We start from the raw sequence: 15,849 nt of genomic DNA, 5'->3' as shown, positions 1-15,849 counted from the left end.
ACGTTCTTCCCTGGCAACAGAGCTTTACGATCCGAAAACCTTCATCACTCACGCGGCGTTGCTCCGTCAGGCTTTCGCCCATTGCGGAAGATTCCCTACTGCTGCCTCCCGTAGGAGTCTGGGCCGTGTCTCAGTCCCAGTGTGGCCGTTCACCCTCTCAGGTCGGCTACGCATCGTCGCCTTGGTGAGCCGTTACCTCACCAACTAGCTAATGCGCCGCAGGCCCATCCGCAAGTGACAGATTGCTCCGTCTTTCGTCATTCCCTCAGGAGAGGAAATGAGATATCCGGTATTAGCTCACGTTTCCGTGGGTTATCCCGGTCTTGCAGGCAGGTTGCCTACGTGTTACTCACCCGTCCGCCGCTAACCATCAGGAGAGCAAGCTCTCCATCAAGTCCGCTCGACTTGCATGTATTAGGCACGCCGCCAGCGTTCGTCCTGAGCCAGGATCAAACTCTCCAAGAAAGTTGGAAGAATCTGCTCACCCGAAGGGAGTAGCTTTCCAACGAAAGTTTGTAGCTCATTTTGAATCTGACGAGATTGATTTAATCTCATGTTGCATCGGTTATAAAACCGTCGCATGTATACTCACTCGTTGTTCAGTTTTCAAAGATCAAACTTCGTTTCGTTACCGTCTGTTGTTTCAGCAGCAACTCTTATATTATATCAAGTCCGACTCAGTTTTGCAAGCTTTTTTTAATTTCTTTTTTTCAGGCTTGCTGCCAGCGCTTTATGCGATGTTTTCTTGGCCGGAATTAGAATATACCATGTATGTAATTCGATTGCAAGTTTTTTCGACAAAAAATTTAAATCTCCATTTATTCCGTACCCTTTGGTACTTTTGATGGCAACTGCCGCAAACCATTCATAATCTTCATATATACATTCATACGTCAACGATGACTCCAAGCATGTCTTTACGTTTAGAGTAACTCCCTCTTTATCAAGATAGAGCCGCTCGCCTGCTGCAGCGGCGATCCACGCTGCGTCCCCCAATCATTTTTCACATCATTATATAATCCCCAACTTTCAGACTTTTCGTTGCGCTATATATTGCGCTATATATGATACTTTTCAAATTTTCCAAAAATAAAAAAGCCCTCATCCGCTCTATAGCAGACAAGGGCAGAGCATTCAAACAATCAATTCCTAGAGGCTTACTCGGCACCGAGGAATGCGAACCGGCACACCACGATGATGGCCAGCACCCACATCAGCCAGTGAACTTTCTCTTTGCGCTTACCGAAGATGTTACCGAAAACCGCAAGAATCACATAGGACAAGATCCCTGCCGAAATCCCGTTGGCGATCCCGCCGGAGAACGGCATCAGAACGATGGTCAGAAAAGCCGGGAAAGCCTCAAAGAATTCGTCCCACTCGATGTTGCGAACCTGGCTCATCATCAGCACCCCGACGATGATCAATGCCGGCGCGGTAGCCGCCGAAGGAACCACCAGCGCAAGCGGAGCGATGAACAGGGACAGCAGGAACAGAACGCCAGTCGTAATGGCTGTCAAGCCTGTGCGTCCGCCTTCCTCAACGCCTGCCGTGCTTTCCACGAAAGAAGTGATCGTGCTCGTACCCAGAACGGCACCGGCGCTGACGCCGACCGCATCGACGAGCATCGCTTTACCGACGATTTTCTCGCCTTTCTCTTTATCCTTCATGATACCCATCCGGGTTGTCGTACCTACGAGCGTTCCGAAGGTGTCAAACAGCTCCACGAACGTGAAAATAAAGACGATATCGAACAATCCGATGTGCAGCGCGCCTTTCAGGTCCAGATCCCCGACAGCCAGGTTCGAGAACGAAGGCAGCCAGTTGGCGTGGGACAATCCGCTGAGGTCCGTCACCCCCATAGGAATACCGATCAGCGTCGTTACGATAATGCCGATCAGGAGCGCCCCTCTTACTTTCAGCACCATTAGAATGGCGATAATCAAAAGTCCGATCAAAGCAAGCAGCGCATCTTTATGTGTAAAGAAATCGCTTAGCGCCAGGTTGAAGCTTCCGCCGCCGATCGGCTTGCTGATATCGGTACCGGCGTTCACGGTGATCGAGATCAGGTTGGCGAGCTTGAAGCCGATGATGGCGACGAACAGGCCGATCCCCACCGTAATAGCGGTTTTAATGTTTTTCGGAACGGCGACCATCAGCATTTGCCGAACGCGCGTTACCGTCAGAATGATAAAAATAATACCCGAAATAAATACGGCGCCCAAGGCAGCCTGCCAGGTAATTTGACCGTTGGATCCTAGCACGACGGTCATAAAATAAGCGTTCAGACCCATACCCGGCGCCAAGGCGATCGGGATATTGACAAACAACCCCATCAGGATCGTAACGAGGCCCGCGCCGACTGCGGTGGCGAAAAATACGCCTTCATGAGGGATGCCCGCACCGTCCGGCCCGAGAAACAGATTGTTGACGAACAGGATGTACGCCATCGCCATAAACGTCGTGAGACCGGCGATCATTTCTGTTTTTACATTTGTGCCGCGTTCCTTTAATTTAAAGAACCGTTCCATTTTCAAATAATCCCCCTTAGAAATTTGAGTCAGAACGACAAAAAAGCCGGCAGACCGCAAAGCGACCACCGGACATTATGAATGAAAGAAAGAGATATCCGCCGATCATCAGCTTGGACTTACCATGGTCAAGGCAAGCTGCGCCCGCGAGTGGACATCATCTCTTCTAAATTCGTAGCCAGATCATTACGGTGATCTCGTAGAGACTCCCGGGCCAATTCCCGGGATTATACGAAAGAACATATGTCGTTTCTCACATCATTCATTGTATGAAGACAAGCTTCACTTGTCAACAGAAAAAACGAATAATCGTGAGTAAGACATGATTCAATGTTCGGAAATTTGCATATTCCTCCCATGGAACTACGGCCGCCTTACATAGAATTTTTTCTCTAACTAGGGCTTAGCTTTTGGAATTGGTCCAGAAATTATGTAGAAAACAAAAAAAGACCCGCACCTGCCTTAAGCAGGTACGGATCTCGAACCTTCGGATATAACGATCAGCCTTACTCCCACTCGATCGTGGCCGGCGGCTTGGAGGTGATATCGTACACGACGCGGTTGACGTTCTCCACCTCGTTGACGATACGCACCGAAATTTTCTCCAGTACGTCCCACGGAATGCGGGCCCAGTCGGCGGTCATGCCGTCGATCGAGGTTACCGCGCGAATGCCGACGGTGTACGAATACGTACGCGCGTCACCCATGACGCCCACGCTCTTCATGTTCGGCAGAGCCGTGAAGTACTGCCAAATTTCCCGGTCAAGCCCGGCTTTGGCAATTTCTTCGCGCAAAATGTAGTCGGAATCCCGAACGATCGTCAGCTTATCTTCCGTCACTTCGCCCAGCACGCGGATTGCAAGGCCCGGGCCCGGGAACGGCTGGCGCCATACGATCTCTTCAGGCAAGCCGCATTCCTCGCCGACTTTGCGGACTTCGTCCTTAAACAGCGTTTTGAGCGGCTCGATCAGCTTGAATTTCATGTCCTCCGGAAGGCCGCCCACGTTATGGTGCGACTTGATCGTTTGAGCCGTTGCCGTTCCGCTCTCGACGATATCCGTGTACAGCGTTCCTTGCGCCAGGAAGGCAAAGTCGTCAAAACGTGCAGACTCTTCCTCAAACACGTAAATGAATTCGTTGCCGATGATTTTCCGTTTTTGCTCGGGATCGTCCACGCCGGCCAGCTTGGACAAGAAACGCTCGCGGGCGTCGATTTTGACAACTTTCATGTCGAATTTGCCTACAAAGGTATCCATTACGCTCTCGGCTTCGCCCTTGCGCAGCAGACCGTGGTCGATAAACATACAGGTCAGCTGATCGCCGATCGCCTTGTGGATCAGCATCGCAACGACGGAGGAATCCACGCCGCCGCTCAGCGCGCACAGCACTTTCTGGTCACCGACGGTTTCGCGGATTTCTCGAACCTGATCCTCGATAAAGGATTCCATCGTCCAGTTACCCTCACATCCGCAGACTTCATAAAGGAAGTTGCGGATCATTTCGTTGCCGTTCACAGAGTGGCGTACTTCCGGATGGAACTGCACCGCATACAGCTTCTTCTCGCCATGGCTCATCGCCGCGATCGGAGCCGACTCGGTACCCGCGTCGAGCTGGAAGCCGGACGGAAGCTCAACGACATGGTCCCCGTGACTCATCCATACGACCTGACGGTTGTCCAATCCTTGGGTAAGCGTCGTGTCCGGTTTGAACTCAAGCTCCGCTTTTCCGTACTCGCGTTTGTGCGCGCGCTCCACCTTGCCGCCGAGCTGCTGGGCCATCATCTGCATGCCGTAGCAAATGCCGAAGATTGGCAGCCCCAGATCGTAGACAGCCGGGTCCACATGGGGTGCGTCTTCCGCATACACGCTGAGCGGTCCGCCGGAGAACACGATACCTTTCGGGTTCAGCTCCCGGATCTTCTCGATCGGCGTGTTAAAAGGCAAGAGCTCGCTGTATACTCCCAGATCGCGGATGCGTCTTGCGATTAATTGATTATATTGTCCCCCGAAATCGAGGACAACGATGATTTCATTTGGCTTATTCATTACCGTGCCTCCCTCAATTAATGAAATCAATTATACGCAACGATAATTCATACCGTCAAGGAAGCCGCAGCACCTAAGTTATGCCAGCCTGCCGGCGATCAAAAGGCATCTGCGCAGGAAAGCGCTCCCTTGGCTGCGGCTTACGGGAACCTGACCAAAAGCTATCTTTTCCCACTCCGCGGCAAAATCGTACATTTCTTTGCGCATCATTTCATCATCTACCTGAAGGGACAGCACATATTCCCGAACGGTAGCCCCCGGCGGCGCCGCACCGTACCGGCGGGTAATGCCCTTCCACGCCGGAAGCGCCGCCCGAAGCAGCTGCTCCTTGCCCGGAAAGGCCCGCCGCGATAAATACACCAGGCCCCACAGCCAAATCAGGCCGCGATACATCCAGGCGCAGCGGACGGCGGCGGTCAGCAGCAGAGCCGTGGCAACTGCTCCAACCGCGGTCCACACATGCTTGGCCATAAAAGACGCGATCCCCAGCGTGATGTTCTTCACTTGGAGGGCGGCGTGAGTCCAGTCCCAGGTGCCGCCCGACTGGATGTCCTGTGCCTGGACCGTTCCGCTGTCGGAAGGCAGCGCAAATCCAGGCGTTGGGTCGAACGGAATCCAGCCGGAGCCGGGGAAGTACACTTCGACCCAGGCGTGAGCGTCGCCTTCGCTGATCTGATAACGTCCCGGGTGACTGCTTTCCTCTTTTCCCGGGGCAAATCCCCTGACATACCTCGTGGGAATTCCCTCGCTTCGCAGCAGCACCGCCATGGCGGTTGAGAAGTGGTTGCAGTACCCTTTCCGCGTCGTAAACAGGAAGTCATCCACAAAGTCCTCGCCTCGGGGCGGAACGCGGGTATCCATCGTGTAGGCGTAGTAAGTTTTCAAATAGTCCTCCACCGCGACGACCGCATCATATCGCGTGAGCGACGCCGACGTAATCCGGTCGGCCAGCTGCTTCACGCGTTCGGGCAGCTTGTCCGGCAGCTGAAGGTATTCGTCCCTCACACGCGCCGGATCCGCGCCCGCTTCTTCCCGCAGCAGCTGAGGATCCACGGCGGGGATGTCCGCCTTGATCCGGTAGCCGTTCACTTCCGGCACGCCCGAAATCAGCGGCACCTTGACCGTCCCGGCATCTTCGTCGGCGATTACGGTCAGGGACACCGATTTCCGACTCGATTCGAGGTCGAGAACCTCGGCGATGGGACCGCCGGCAAAGAGAGGGAAGCTCTCGGTCATGGGCCGGTTGAACATGATTTGCTGGGTGACGGTCCGGTACTCAGCCATCGGAGCGGTCATCTCCCCACCTTCCGAGTCCGATCCTTCAGGCCGGACCGCGCCCGGAATAAACAGGGTGCGGGAATCGGCCTCCTGACCGGTCCATTTACGGCCGTCATAAACACTGAGCGTTTCCCCCCGCCAATATGTAGGAACGGGACTCTCCGCTTCAAAATAGAGCCGGCCCCCTTGGCTCAAGGGCATTCCCATGTCCTGGTCGTCCCCGCTCAGGTTGTAGCCCGTCACGGCCGCGGCTGAGGCGTCGCCATAATTGTCCCTGACCCAGGATTCCAGCCGGCCGGCGGCCTGCTCCAAGGACATCCTCCCTGGAGGCTTGGGCTCGGCCGCATATCCCAGTCCCCAGCTTCCGCCGAGGACCAGGATGGACAGCAGGCTGAGCGACACGATCCAGGTGCCGTACACCTTGCCGCCAAACCTGCCAGACGTGTCGCTCTCACGCAGTCTGGACAGATGCAGCATCCCTTGAAGCAGGAGCAGCAAACCGCAGGTTTGGATCATATCGGCGTAAATATGGATGCCGAGCAGCGTCTCAAGGCATATTAGGTAGAGCAGAGTGGCCGCGGCGAACAAAAAAATGCTGCGCCGCGACAGGGCCAGCGATTGCACGGAATAAACCAATAAGGACCAGCCGACGATCAAAACCAGCGTACGGGTCTCCGAGCTGGTCTCGGCAAAGCGCCCGGTGGACAGCAAGAGCAGAAGATCATCGCGGCATTGCGATATCCAGGAAATCAGCCAACCTAAGGGCTGGCCCTCTCCGGAAACGTTATACCACGCAGCGCCGACCAGCACGAAGTACACCGGGAGGGTAAACGTCCACTTCGTCAGCAGGGTCCCCCACAGCAGCAGAAGCGCCGTCAGCCACAACAGCGTCGTCATAAATCCATCGTCCGTGGAACCCATTAGCGGCCGGAGCGGAATGAGCCATTCGGCGAACAGCCCCATAAAGGGCAGAGATAGGATGAGTCTGTACAGAAGTGGATCCGTTCGGTCCTCCATTTATACCGCCCCCTCTCCGGGGAAGTTCGACTCCACGTGACCGACGCGGGATACACGGCCGCCGTGCACGATAAATACGCCGGCCCCCAGACGCGAGAGCAGCGCCGCCCGGCGGAACAGGCCGGGATCGTGAACCGCCGCGGCGTACGATGCCGAATCGCTGCTGTCGGTCCCTGCCGCGGCGCCTGCGCAATAGATATCCACATATCCCCCGGAGGAGATGATCCCGGATACGGTGCGAAGCAGCTCGTCGGTCAGATAGCCGGTGACGACCGCCGTTCTTTTGCCCTTTATATCGCCGGCTGCTTCCTGAAGCTGTGCAGGCAGCGGCATGCCGCCGGACAATTTCAGTCCCGACAAGGCCGCAAGCATGCCGGTGATCTCCGGCCCGGTCTCCTGCCTTAACGCAGGGCCGGGTCCTCCGGGTACTCCGGCTTCTCCCCGCAAGCCGGCACGCAGTCCCGAGCCAAGCAGCACCGGTTTCTCGCCAGCACGCCCGGCTTCAACGAGCAGCCCTGCCGCCGTCGATACAGCGGTCTCGAACCCCCGCTGGGCGGCCTCACCGCTGACGTCGCCTGCCCGGGCGCCGTCCGGCATATAGCCGCTGAAGGAGCGGTCGATCATGACCGCATAAGAGGACTGCTGCGCCTCCTCCGGCAGGCTCGTATGCAGGCGGCCCCACCGGGCCAGGTGCTTCCAATGGATACGGTTCGGCGGATCCCCCGGAACATATTCCCGCACCTCCATCCCTTTCATGCCGTCTGCAAACCGGGGAGGCCGGAGACTGGCCTCTTCGCTATAAGACGGCGAAGCCGCCGGCCGGCATTCCTGTCCGACAGGCAGCGGCTCCGGCAGCACGATAAACCGGCCTTCTCCCCTAACGACCTTCCTTCCCTGAAACCACCCGAACAAGCCGCCCCATTCCAGCGCACAGGCTTCAAACCCGTAATGCCCCCGCGGAGGAGCGGGAATCTCATAACGATACGTTAATGAGCGCCGAAATCCGGGAAAGAGAACGCGCCGGAAGCTCCCGCCGGTGTAATAATCCTCCACAGCCATCCAGGGGAGGGGCAGCGGCGAGCGGAAATGAATCCGCAGGGTCACGGGCACGGCCTCTCCCGACGGAATCACGCTCCGGGGCAGGCTGCGTTCCACCCGGATTTGCCGGGGGCCCAGCAGCTGAACCAGCATGCCGCCGGCCAGCACCAGGCAGGTCAGAAACATCATGAACCACAGGGCCTCGCCTCCGTGCAGCCGGTACATGGCCAACATACCGCCCAGCACTGCCAGCCCGATTCCCCATTCGAGGACCCGCCGCATCATAAGCGGCCTCCCTTACGGGAGTGAACGGGGAGCACCAGCTGCCGCAGCAGCTCCCGGACCAGTTCTTCGCTGCTGGCCCCTGCAAGAAGCGCGGCATGGTTCAGCATCAGCCGGTGGGCGAGGACCGGCACGGCGGTATCCTTGATGTCGTCCGGGATGACATAAGAGCGGCCGGCCATGTAGGCCGAAGCCTGGGATGCGTTCATCCAGGCCAGTGTCCCCCGCGGGCTGATGCCAAGCTGGACGTTCGGATGGCGGCGCGAGGCGTCGGCCACCTGGACGAGAGCCAGCTTAATGGACTCGTCAACGAAGACGCCGCGGACGGCACGCTGCATTTTCGCCATTTCTTCCGCCAGCATGACCGGTTTTATAGCGTCCAGCGGATGGTCCAGCTGCATTCGCGTCAGCAGCTCCACTTCCTGGGCCGGCTCCGGATACCCCAGGCTCAGCCGCATCATGAACCGGTCCATCTGTGCCTCAGGCAGGCGGTAAGTCCCTTCGAAATGCAGCGGATTCTGCGTCGCCAGCAGCAGGAACGGACGCGGAAGCGGATAGGTGGTGCCGTCCACGGTCACCTTCCGCTCTTCCATTGCCTCCAGCAGCGCGGATTGGGTCCGGGGCGAAGCCCGGTTGATTTCATCCGCCAGCACGATATTGGAGAGAACCGGCCCCGGCCGGAACTCGAAGCTGCCGCTGTGCGGATGGTATATCGAAGTGCCCGTCACGTCGCCGGGCATCAAATCGTATGTGAACTGGATCCGGCCGAACGTGCAGCCGAGGCAAGCGGCGATGGCCCGGACCAGCATCGTTTTGCCCACCCCCGGAACATCCTCCAGCAGAATATGTCCGCCGCTGAGCATGGATATTAAGGCAAGGCGGATTTCCTTTTCTTTACCGACGATAACGGATCCGACGCGCGATAAGACGCGGTTCAATAATTCCGGGGCAACATCATCATGAAACACCGATGGAGTCGACAAAGTAACAACCTCCGTTTCCAATCATGGCTTGATCCCGTCGTAAATAGGAATCTATCAATATTCTCTCCATGAAGAAAAGGAAGTAGACCTGCCGTACCGGCCCATTTTTTAAGAGATCTAAGTTTCGGAGCTTCCGCTTCCGGACCCCGCTAGAAAAACTTCTGCTAAATGCAGTCTGTCTTCTGTAAGGGTATGTCGATAGACGTATTTGTTATATATCTAGGTTCCAGCGTCATGGCCCGCACAGGCTTCTTAAGGAAAAATCATAGAAAAGAATTAGACGAAGCCCTCTGCAAATATCGTAGAATCGTTCCAGGCACTCAGACCGTTAATATATCGTGACCCGCCGCTCCTCATCATTAACCGATGCCGTGATTCCGGCATATCCGGAAGCTTCAAACAAGCTGCGCAGAGGCACCCACAGCGATCCATTGACCGTCAGCATCTGCAGCTTCGCCTCAGAGATCACCTGATTCCCCTCCACCGCCTCCAGTCTGCCCGTGTCCGCATGGATCCGCAGCGAAACCGCGGCGTCCGCCGACAAGGACGCTACCCAGGCTGCCCCGGCCGAATCCCATACCGTACTGCCCCCGACCCGCTCGGTCAGCGCGCGTAAAGGCACCATGTAATGTCCGTCTACGATGCTGTACTCGCCGGTATCCAGCGTGGTCTCGAGCCCGCCGACGTCCAGGCGAAGCGGTTTGCCAGGCTCGAACAATGCGGCATTCTGCGCAATATGCGACTGAATCCAGGCGGCGCTCGGCGCGCTTCGCTTCAGTCCGCGGGCTGTGGCGTTCACTTTAAATTGTACCGGCGGGTCTTGCGGTGACAAGACACCGAACTGATATCCATGTGCCTTGTACCAGCTAATAATTTGCGGGAGCGCCTTCACGCTTTCCGAATGGCCGGGACCGTCATGCATCAGGAGAACCACCTTGCCTCCCGGTACGTCCGTTGTGGCACCCTTCACGATCTCCGCAGCCGGGACGTCACGCCGCTTGGAGTCGCCGCTGTCCACGTTCCAATCCGTCACGACGTACCCTGCCTGCTGCAGCAGTTTAAAGTACGTGTCGTCAAAATGCCCGGCCGTCCCCCCGGGCGCCCTGATCAGCTGCGGCCTTTCCCCCGTGATCAGGCGGATCTCCTCTTCGGTCTCCTTGATTTGTTCCCAGAACACGGGAAAAGATTGATAGAGTTCGGTATAATTATGGTCATATGTATGATTTCCGACGGCATGGCCTTCTTCGTAGATCCTCGAAATGAGCTGCGGATACTTCTTTACCTGCTCACCGAGAACAAAGAAGGTTGCGCCGATCTTGTTTTTCTTTAACATATCCAGCACCTGGCCCGTTAAATCGCTGGGGCCGTCGTCAAAAGTCAGATACACCGTTTTGGGGCTGACCGGAGCGGCTTTCTTCGTCATATTGGCAGCAAGCAGCCCCGTTTGGCCTACATGGACCGGATCCGTTTTTAGTCCCATAACAGCAGAACTCTTCTCCTTTGCAGCTTCAATGCCCGGAGCCGAACTGACCGCATTCTGAACCAAGGGCGTCAAAGGCTGCAGCAAGGCCCGCCCTTCCCGGACGCTTGCGCAGAATACGATAGCCATCACCGCTAAAACGACCCCGATCGATCCCAGAACAACGCTGAATGTCTTCTTTACCATGTACCTTCTACCTCCACTATTTCTATGAGTTCTGCTTTCTGGTAGATTATATGGTGAGAGAAGTGGAAATAGACTTAAGGAAAGCCGAATCTTTCAAGAGCTTGGCAGTCCATGCTTCCGGATGGAATCCGTTGGAGTCCCGTGGAATCCGGTTGTGATCTTTGGGGGCCCGACCTGAATTGGAGTGAACACCTTTTGGAATTGTTAAAATGGATACATTTGATGTTCGAGCAATACGGCTACCTCGTGTTGTTTCTCGGACTGGCTTTGGAATTTATCGCCCTCCCCTTCCCAGGTGAGACGACGATGGCCTATGCGGGCTTCCTGTCCTATGACGGCATGCTTCATTACGGGTGGCTGCTGATCGTCGCGTTTGCCGGAACCACCCTGGGGATGACCATTACATACTTTATCGGCCTTAAGGCAGGCCTGCCTTTTCTCCAGCGCTACGGCAAATGGTTCCTGCTCTCCGAGCATAAACTGGAGCGGGCCAGCCGCTGGTTTAACAAATACGGGCAGAGCCTGGTCTTTATCGGATATTTTATTCCCGGTGTCCGCCATTTTACCGGCTACTTCGCCGGCATGATCGCCCTGCCCTTCCGCAAGTTTGCGCTGTTCGCCTACAGCGGAGCGCTGGTTTGGGTCTTGTTGTTTATCAGCATCGGTAAAATATTCGGGCCGCAGTGGAAGTTTGCTTTTCACCTCGTGGAAAAGTACTCCTTCTGGATCGTCGGCGCCGTCATTATCGCTGTTGTCGGGCTTCTGCTTTACCGTTACCGAAAAAAAATGCGCTCACTGCTGTCCAAACTGCATGTCAGCTGACATGCCGGGGTAGTGGCGGCCGTGGAGAGACCTGGGTACCGTCCATTTGCCGGCTTCCCTGCCTCATTCCCTCAAACAAAAAAAGACGCACGCTGCATGAAATGCAGTGCGCGTCTTTTTTACACCCTAAATATATAAGTACATTAACCCTCCGCGTTAGCGGTGCTGACTTTTTGCCCTTGAAGCTCGTTCTTGAGCTCGGTGTGCGGCTTCGTTCTCTTGATGAAGAAAGCGAGAACCAGCGCGGCGACACTCAGCCAAGTGGCAACGATGAACGCATAGTTAATGCCGTGAACCATCGAATCAGCGGTCAGCTTCGCCATAGCGGCTTTGTCGGCCGGATTGACCGTCCCCCCGGCAAGAACGTCCTTGACATGACTTTTCGTTTTATTGGTCATGACCGTAACCAGGATCGCCGTTCCGATCGAACCCGAAATGGTGCGCAGCGTGTTGGACATCGCCGTACCATGAGCATTCATGTTCCGCGGCAGCTGGTTGAGACCGGCGGTCTGGATTGGCATCATCAGCATCGACATACCGAACATCCGTATCGTGTAAATGACGATCAGATGATTGTACGATGTTTCAACCGTCAAACGGCTGAATTCAAAGGTCATGATCACCGTGATGATCAAGCCGACAACGGCCAGCCATCTTGCGCCGATTTTATCAAAGACCGCGCCGGTAATCGGCGACATGATCCCCATCAGAATCGCGCCGGGCAGCATCATGAGGCCCGATTCGAGCGGCGTGAAGCCGCGGATGTTCTGCAGGAAGATCGGCATCAGGATCATGCCCGCGTACATCGCCATCGTGATAATGACGTTAATGATCGTCGTCAGCGTAAACATATTGTATTTGAAAATCCGGAACTCCAGCATCGGAATCTTGGATACGAGCTGGCGCCATACAAAGAGGATCAGACCCACCGCGCCGACAATCAGCGTGGCGATAACGGTCGCGCTCCCCCATCCGTCGGTACCCGCGTCACTGAAGCCATAGAGCAGGCCGCCGAAGCCGATGGTCGACAGAACCACCGACAGGAAGTCGAATTTCGGTTTGGTCACGCTCGTTACGTTCTTCAAGAAAAATACGCCGATTAATGTGGCGATGATCGCTACCGGCAGGATGATGTAGAACAGCACCCGCCAGGAATGATGTTCAACGATGTACCCCGACAACGTCGGTCCGATGGCCGGAGCCAGGATCATGGCGATCCCCATCATGCCCATGGCTGAGCCCCGTTTTTCGATCGGGAAAATGTTCAGGAACACGACGGTCATCAGCGGCATCAGAATGCCTGCGCCTGCCGCCTGAATGACGCGTCCGGTCATAAGTATTCCAAAGTTGGGTGATATCGCGCATATCAGCGTTCCCAGCGAAAACATCGTCATCGCTGAAATAAACAGCTGACGGGTCGTAAACCGCGCGATTAAAAAGGCCGATACCGGAATCAAAACGCCGTTAACCAGCATGAAGCCGGTCGTAAGCCATTGGCCTGTTGTCGGCTGAATGCCCAAATCATCCATAATTTTGGGCAGGGCGATATTCATCAAGGTCTGATTCAAAAATGCCACGAATGCGCCGAGGAGCAGTGCGGCAATGATCGGCCCTTTCCGGATATGCTCCATAGATTGAGCTTGACTGCTATTCATAATTTCTTTCTCTCTCTCCCTTTTGGCTGAAAATCCGAATAATTTGCTGGTGTGTCGCTAGTAGATGGCTTCTGTCCTCCTGTTTGATCTGTAAAAGAGGCATCAGACAGCCCATGCTGATTTGCTTGGTTTGCTTTCTAAGTTCATCTCCCTTCTCAGTAATCCGCAGCGCGATCGACCGCCGATCCGTCTCGAGCCGTCTGCGTTCGACGAGCCCCGCTTTGACGAGCCGGTGGACAACCCCGCTGGTGGCGCTGTTCCCCATAAGAATTAAATCTGCCAGCTCGGAGAGACCGATATCCGGATGCTCGCGGAGCGTATGCAGGACAAGATATTGAATCCAGGTGGTCTCAAGAGCATCGGCTTGCTTCCAAAAAATTTGGTAAAACGTGAGATTGACCTGGCGAAACGAATACAACAGTTCGAGAATTTCCTCTTGAGGATCCAAAATCATTCTTCACCCTGTTTCTATTTCCATCTCTTAATATTTCGCGTACGAATTATTTTAAAACCAACATGTTTACGTGTCAATAAAAACATAAGGATAAATTTACATATATTTTTGCAATCCATTTTCATAAATGACACTGAAATTTACCGGAATCGTTTTCATTTAAAGAACGATAATTCAAAGGCGGCTGCAGAGCAAAACTGGGCCCCCGAATCATTCCGGGCAGCCCAGCTCATTTCAAATGTTTTACTTCCTATACTTAGGATCACAGTTTTAATATTTGTTCCGCGAGCTACATAAAATTAAAGGACTGACACGACATCGCCAGCATGGCCCGCCACCCGGAGCTTCCGCCATTCTTTGATGAGCCGTCCCTCTTCATCGATCAGGAACGTCGAACGGACGACGCCCCAGAACTCACGCCCGTACATTTTCTTCAGCTGCCATACGCCGTACAATTCGCTCACATGGTGGTCCTTGTCGGACAGCAAAGGAAACGGCAGGCTAAATTTCTCGGCAAATTTGCCGTGTGATTTAAGCTCGTCCGGGCTGATCCCGAGCACGACCGCTCCTTTTGCTTCAATCTGAGGAAGTGCATCACGAAAATCGCAGGCTTCCTGCGTGCACGCGGGCGTATTGTCCTTCGGGTAGAAATAGAGCACCACTTTGCGTCCCCTAAAGCTGCTGAGGGTTATTTCCTCCCCGGTCGAGGCCGGAAGGGTAAAATCGGGAACCTTGTCTCCAACTGCAAATTCTGTCATATGTACAAACTCTCCTTTCAGAGGTCAAGCACTGCATCTATATAAATTGAACACTTTCGTTCATTTTATCTTGGTGAAATGCTTTCCAGAATGTAAAATTGATTGTATTGTCAAAAAAAATTATAATAAATGAATCCTTACTCTACAAATGTCTGAACATGTCGAAGACAAGCACTCTCCTTCAACAGGATAGCGAAAGGAAGAAAAGGAATGACTCCAAGGAAAAAAACGATATTATGGATTATAGCCATCATCGTATTAGCCATCATTGGTTATGCGGTCTATTATTTCGCATCGATTTATAATGGCCTGCAGGGGCTGCAAAAATCCGCTGAAGAATCTCCATTTAAATCTGTTACCCCCGTCGAAGTCAAAGTTCCCGATCCTCCCAAATGGGAAGGCACCGAACCGGTCAACATCCTGCTGATGGGTGTGGACGCCCGCGGCATCAAGGAAGGTGAAGTTCCCAGGTCTGACAGCATGATGGTCGCCTCCCTGGATCCGGTCAAGAAGCGCATCAATGTTTTCTCGATCCTCCGCGACACGTATACCGACATTCCCGAACACGGCCAGGACCGTATCAATACGGCGATTACCCATGGACCGAATACGGCTATGAAGGCTGTCGGCGATCTGCTTGGCATTCCTATCCAGTATTATGTCTATACGGACTTTCAGGGATTCATCAAGCTGGTGGATGCCGTCGGCGGCGTAGATTTTTACGTGGAGAAGGATATGTATTATCCGAGCAACGCAGACAACCATGAATACGATATCGACCTAAAAAAGGGCCAGCAGCATCTCGACGGCACCACGGCACTGCAGTACGTCCGTTTCCGACATGACGCCACTTCGGACTTCACGCGGACGGAACGGCAACGGGCCTTTCTGAAGGCGGTCGCCCAGAAAATGCAGTCCACGACGTCCATCATGAAGCTGCCGAACATTCTGGAGCAGGTCAGCCCATATATAGATACGAATCTGTCCGTCAATGACATGTGGAAGCTGGCTACGGTCGGTTACCAAAGCCAAATGGCCGGCAGCGAGCAAATTCCGCCGATGAAGCTGCTTAAAGAGGAAAAGGTCGGCGGCGCTTCCGTCCTGACCGTTTCCAGCGAAAGCAAGCTGAAGCAGTATATTCAAGATATTATGAACAAGCCGGAGGCGGTGCCGGTATCCAGCGAAGGCAAAACAGGCGCACCAGCCAATACCAACACGAACACTAATACCAACACGAACACTAATACCAATTCGACAACCTCCGGGGATACCGGGGAGAACGGCAGTACGGGCAGCAGCAACTAGGCTGCCCGCCTGTTTTTT

Annotated in this window: 12 protein-coding genes, 1 rRNA gene and 1 riboswitch; of the genes, 2 read left to right on the top strand and 11 right to left on the bottom strand. The window is 54.7% G+C overall.

Annotated features, from left to right (window positions below):
• From FHS19_RS25440 to FHS19_RS25405, 8 genes are all read right to left on the bottom strand, one after another.
• Window positions 1–465, bottom strand: a 16S ribosomal RNA gene (locus tag FHS19_RS25440); the annotation flags it as partial.
• A gap of 231 nt (window positions 466–696) precedes the next feature.
• Window positions 697–996 (bottom strand): hypothetical protein, encoded by a 300-nt coding sequence (locus tag FHS19_RS25435; RefSeq protein ID WP_183584545.1) that lies wholly within the window; start codon window positions 994–996, stop codon window positions 697–699.
• Window positions 997–1,157: 161 nt separating this feature from the next.
• Window positions 1,158–2,528, bottom strand: a complete 1,371-nt coding sequence (locus tag FHS19_RS25430) for an NCS2 family permease (protein ID WP_183584544.1) — start codon at window positions 2,526–2,528, stop codon at window positions 1,158–1,160.
• A gap of 155 nt (window positions 2,529–2,683) precedes the next feature.
• Window positions 2,684–2,783, bottom strand: a riboswitch (purine riboswitch).
• A gap of 251 nt (window positions 2,784–3,034) precedes the next feature.
• Entirely contained in the window at window positions 3,035–4,573 is a 1,539-nt protein-coding gene (guaA, locus tag FHS19_RS25425; protein WP_183584543.1) for a glutamine-hydrolyzing GMP synthase, read from the bottom strand.
• Between the two features lie 78 nt (window positions 4,574–4,651).
• Window positions 4,652–6,868, bottom strand: coding sequence for a transglutaminase-like domain-containing protein (locus FHS19_RS25420; RefSeq protein WP_183584542.1), 2,217 nt, complete (start codon window positions 6,866–6,868; stop codon window positions 4,652–4,654).
• Window positions 6,869–8,191 carry a DUF58 domain-containing protein gene (locus FHS19_RS25415; RefSeq protein ID WP_183584541.1) on the bottom strand — a complete coding sequence of 441 codons (1,323 nt, stop codon included), beginning with the start codon at window positions 8,189–8,191 and terminating at the stop codon, window positions 6,869–6,871.
• Complete coding sequence (locus tag FHS19_RS25410) at window positions 8,188–9,171, bottom strand: AAA family ATPase (protein WP_221224082.1); 984 nt, start codon at window positions 9,169–9,171, stop codon at window positions 8,188–8,190. Before FHS19_RS25410 ends, FHS19_RS25415 begins: the two co-directional genes overlap by 4 nt.
• Before the next feature lie 328 nt (window positions 9,172–9,499).
• Window positions 9,500–10,837 (bottom strand): polysaccharide deacetylase family protein, encoded by a 1,338-nt coding sequence (locus tag FHS19_RS25405; RefSeq protein WP_246426795.1) that lies wholly within the window; start codon window positions 10,835–10,837, stop codon window positions 9,500–9,502.
• Between the two features lie 195 nt (window positions 10,838–11,032).
• Between FHS19_RS25405 and FHS19_RS25400 the strand changes: the two genes are divergently transcribed.
• Window positions 11,033–11,659 (top strand): DedA family protein, encoded by a 627-nt coding sequence (locus FHS19_RS25400; protein WP_183584540.1) that lies wholly within the window; start codon window positions 11,033–11,035, stop codon window positions 11,657–11,659.
• A 143-nt stretch (window positions 11,660–11,802) separates the two neighbouring features.
• Here FHS19_RS25400 and FHS19_RS25395 read toward each other — a convergent pair whose 3' ends face one another.
• The 3 genes from FHS19_RS25395 to bcp form a co-directional block, all read right to left on the bottom strand.
• On the bottom strand, window positions 11,803–13,314 hold the full coding sequence (locus FHS19_RS25395; protein ID WP_183584539.1) for a DHA2 family efflux MFS transporter permease subunit: 1,512 nt from the start codon (window positions 13,312–13,314) through the stop codon (window positions 11,803–11,805).
• On the bottom strand, window positions 13,307–13,762 hold the full coding sequence (locus tag FHS19_RS25390) for a MarR family winged helix-turn-helix transcriptional regulator (RefSeq protein WP_183584538.1): 456 nt from the start codon (window positions 13,760–13,762) through the stop codon (window positions 13,307–13,309). Before FHS19_RS25390 ends, FHS19_RS25395 begins: the two co-directional genes overlap by 8 nt.
• 305 nt (window positions 13,763–14,067) lie before the next feature.
• Window positions 14,068–14,526, bottom strand: a complete 459-nt coding sequence (gene bcp, locus FHS19_RS25385; RefSeq protein ID WP_183584537.1) for a thioredoxin-dependent thiol peroxidase — start codon at window positions 14,524–14,526, stop codon at window positions 14,068–14,070.
• 210 nt (window positions 14,527–14,736) lie between these two features.
• Here bcp and FHS19_RS25380 point away from each other — a divergent pair, with 210 nt between their 5' ends.
• Window positions 14,737–15,831 (top strand): LCP family protein, encoded by a 1,095-nt coding sequence (locus FHS19_RS25380; protein ID WP_183584536.1) that lies wholly within the window; start codon window positions 14,737–14,739, stop codon window positions 15,829–15,831.
• Window positions 15,832–15,849 lie beyond the last annotated feature (18 nt).

Origin of the sequence: Paenibacillus rhizosphaerae, from assembly GCF_014192015.1 — a bacterium.
Classification (GTDB): Bacteria; Bacillota; Bacilli; order Paenibacillales; family Paenibacillaceae; genus Paenibacillus_AQ; species Paenibacillus_AQ rhizosphaerae.
Note: the sequence above shows the minus strand (reverse complement) of the source record. Positions and strands in the feature narration are given on the sequence as shown.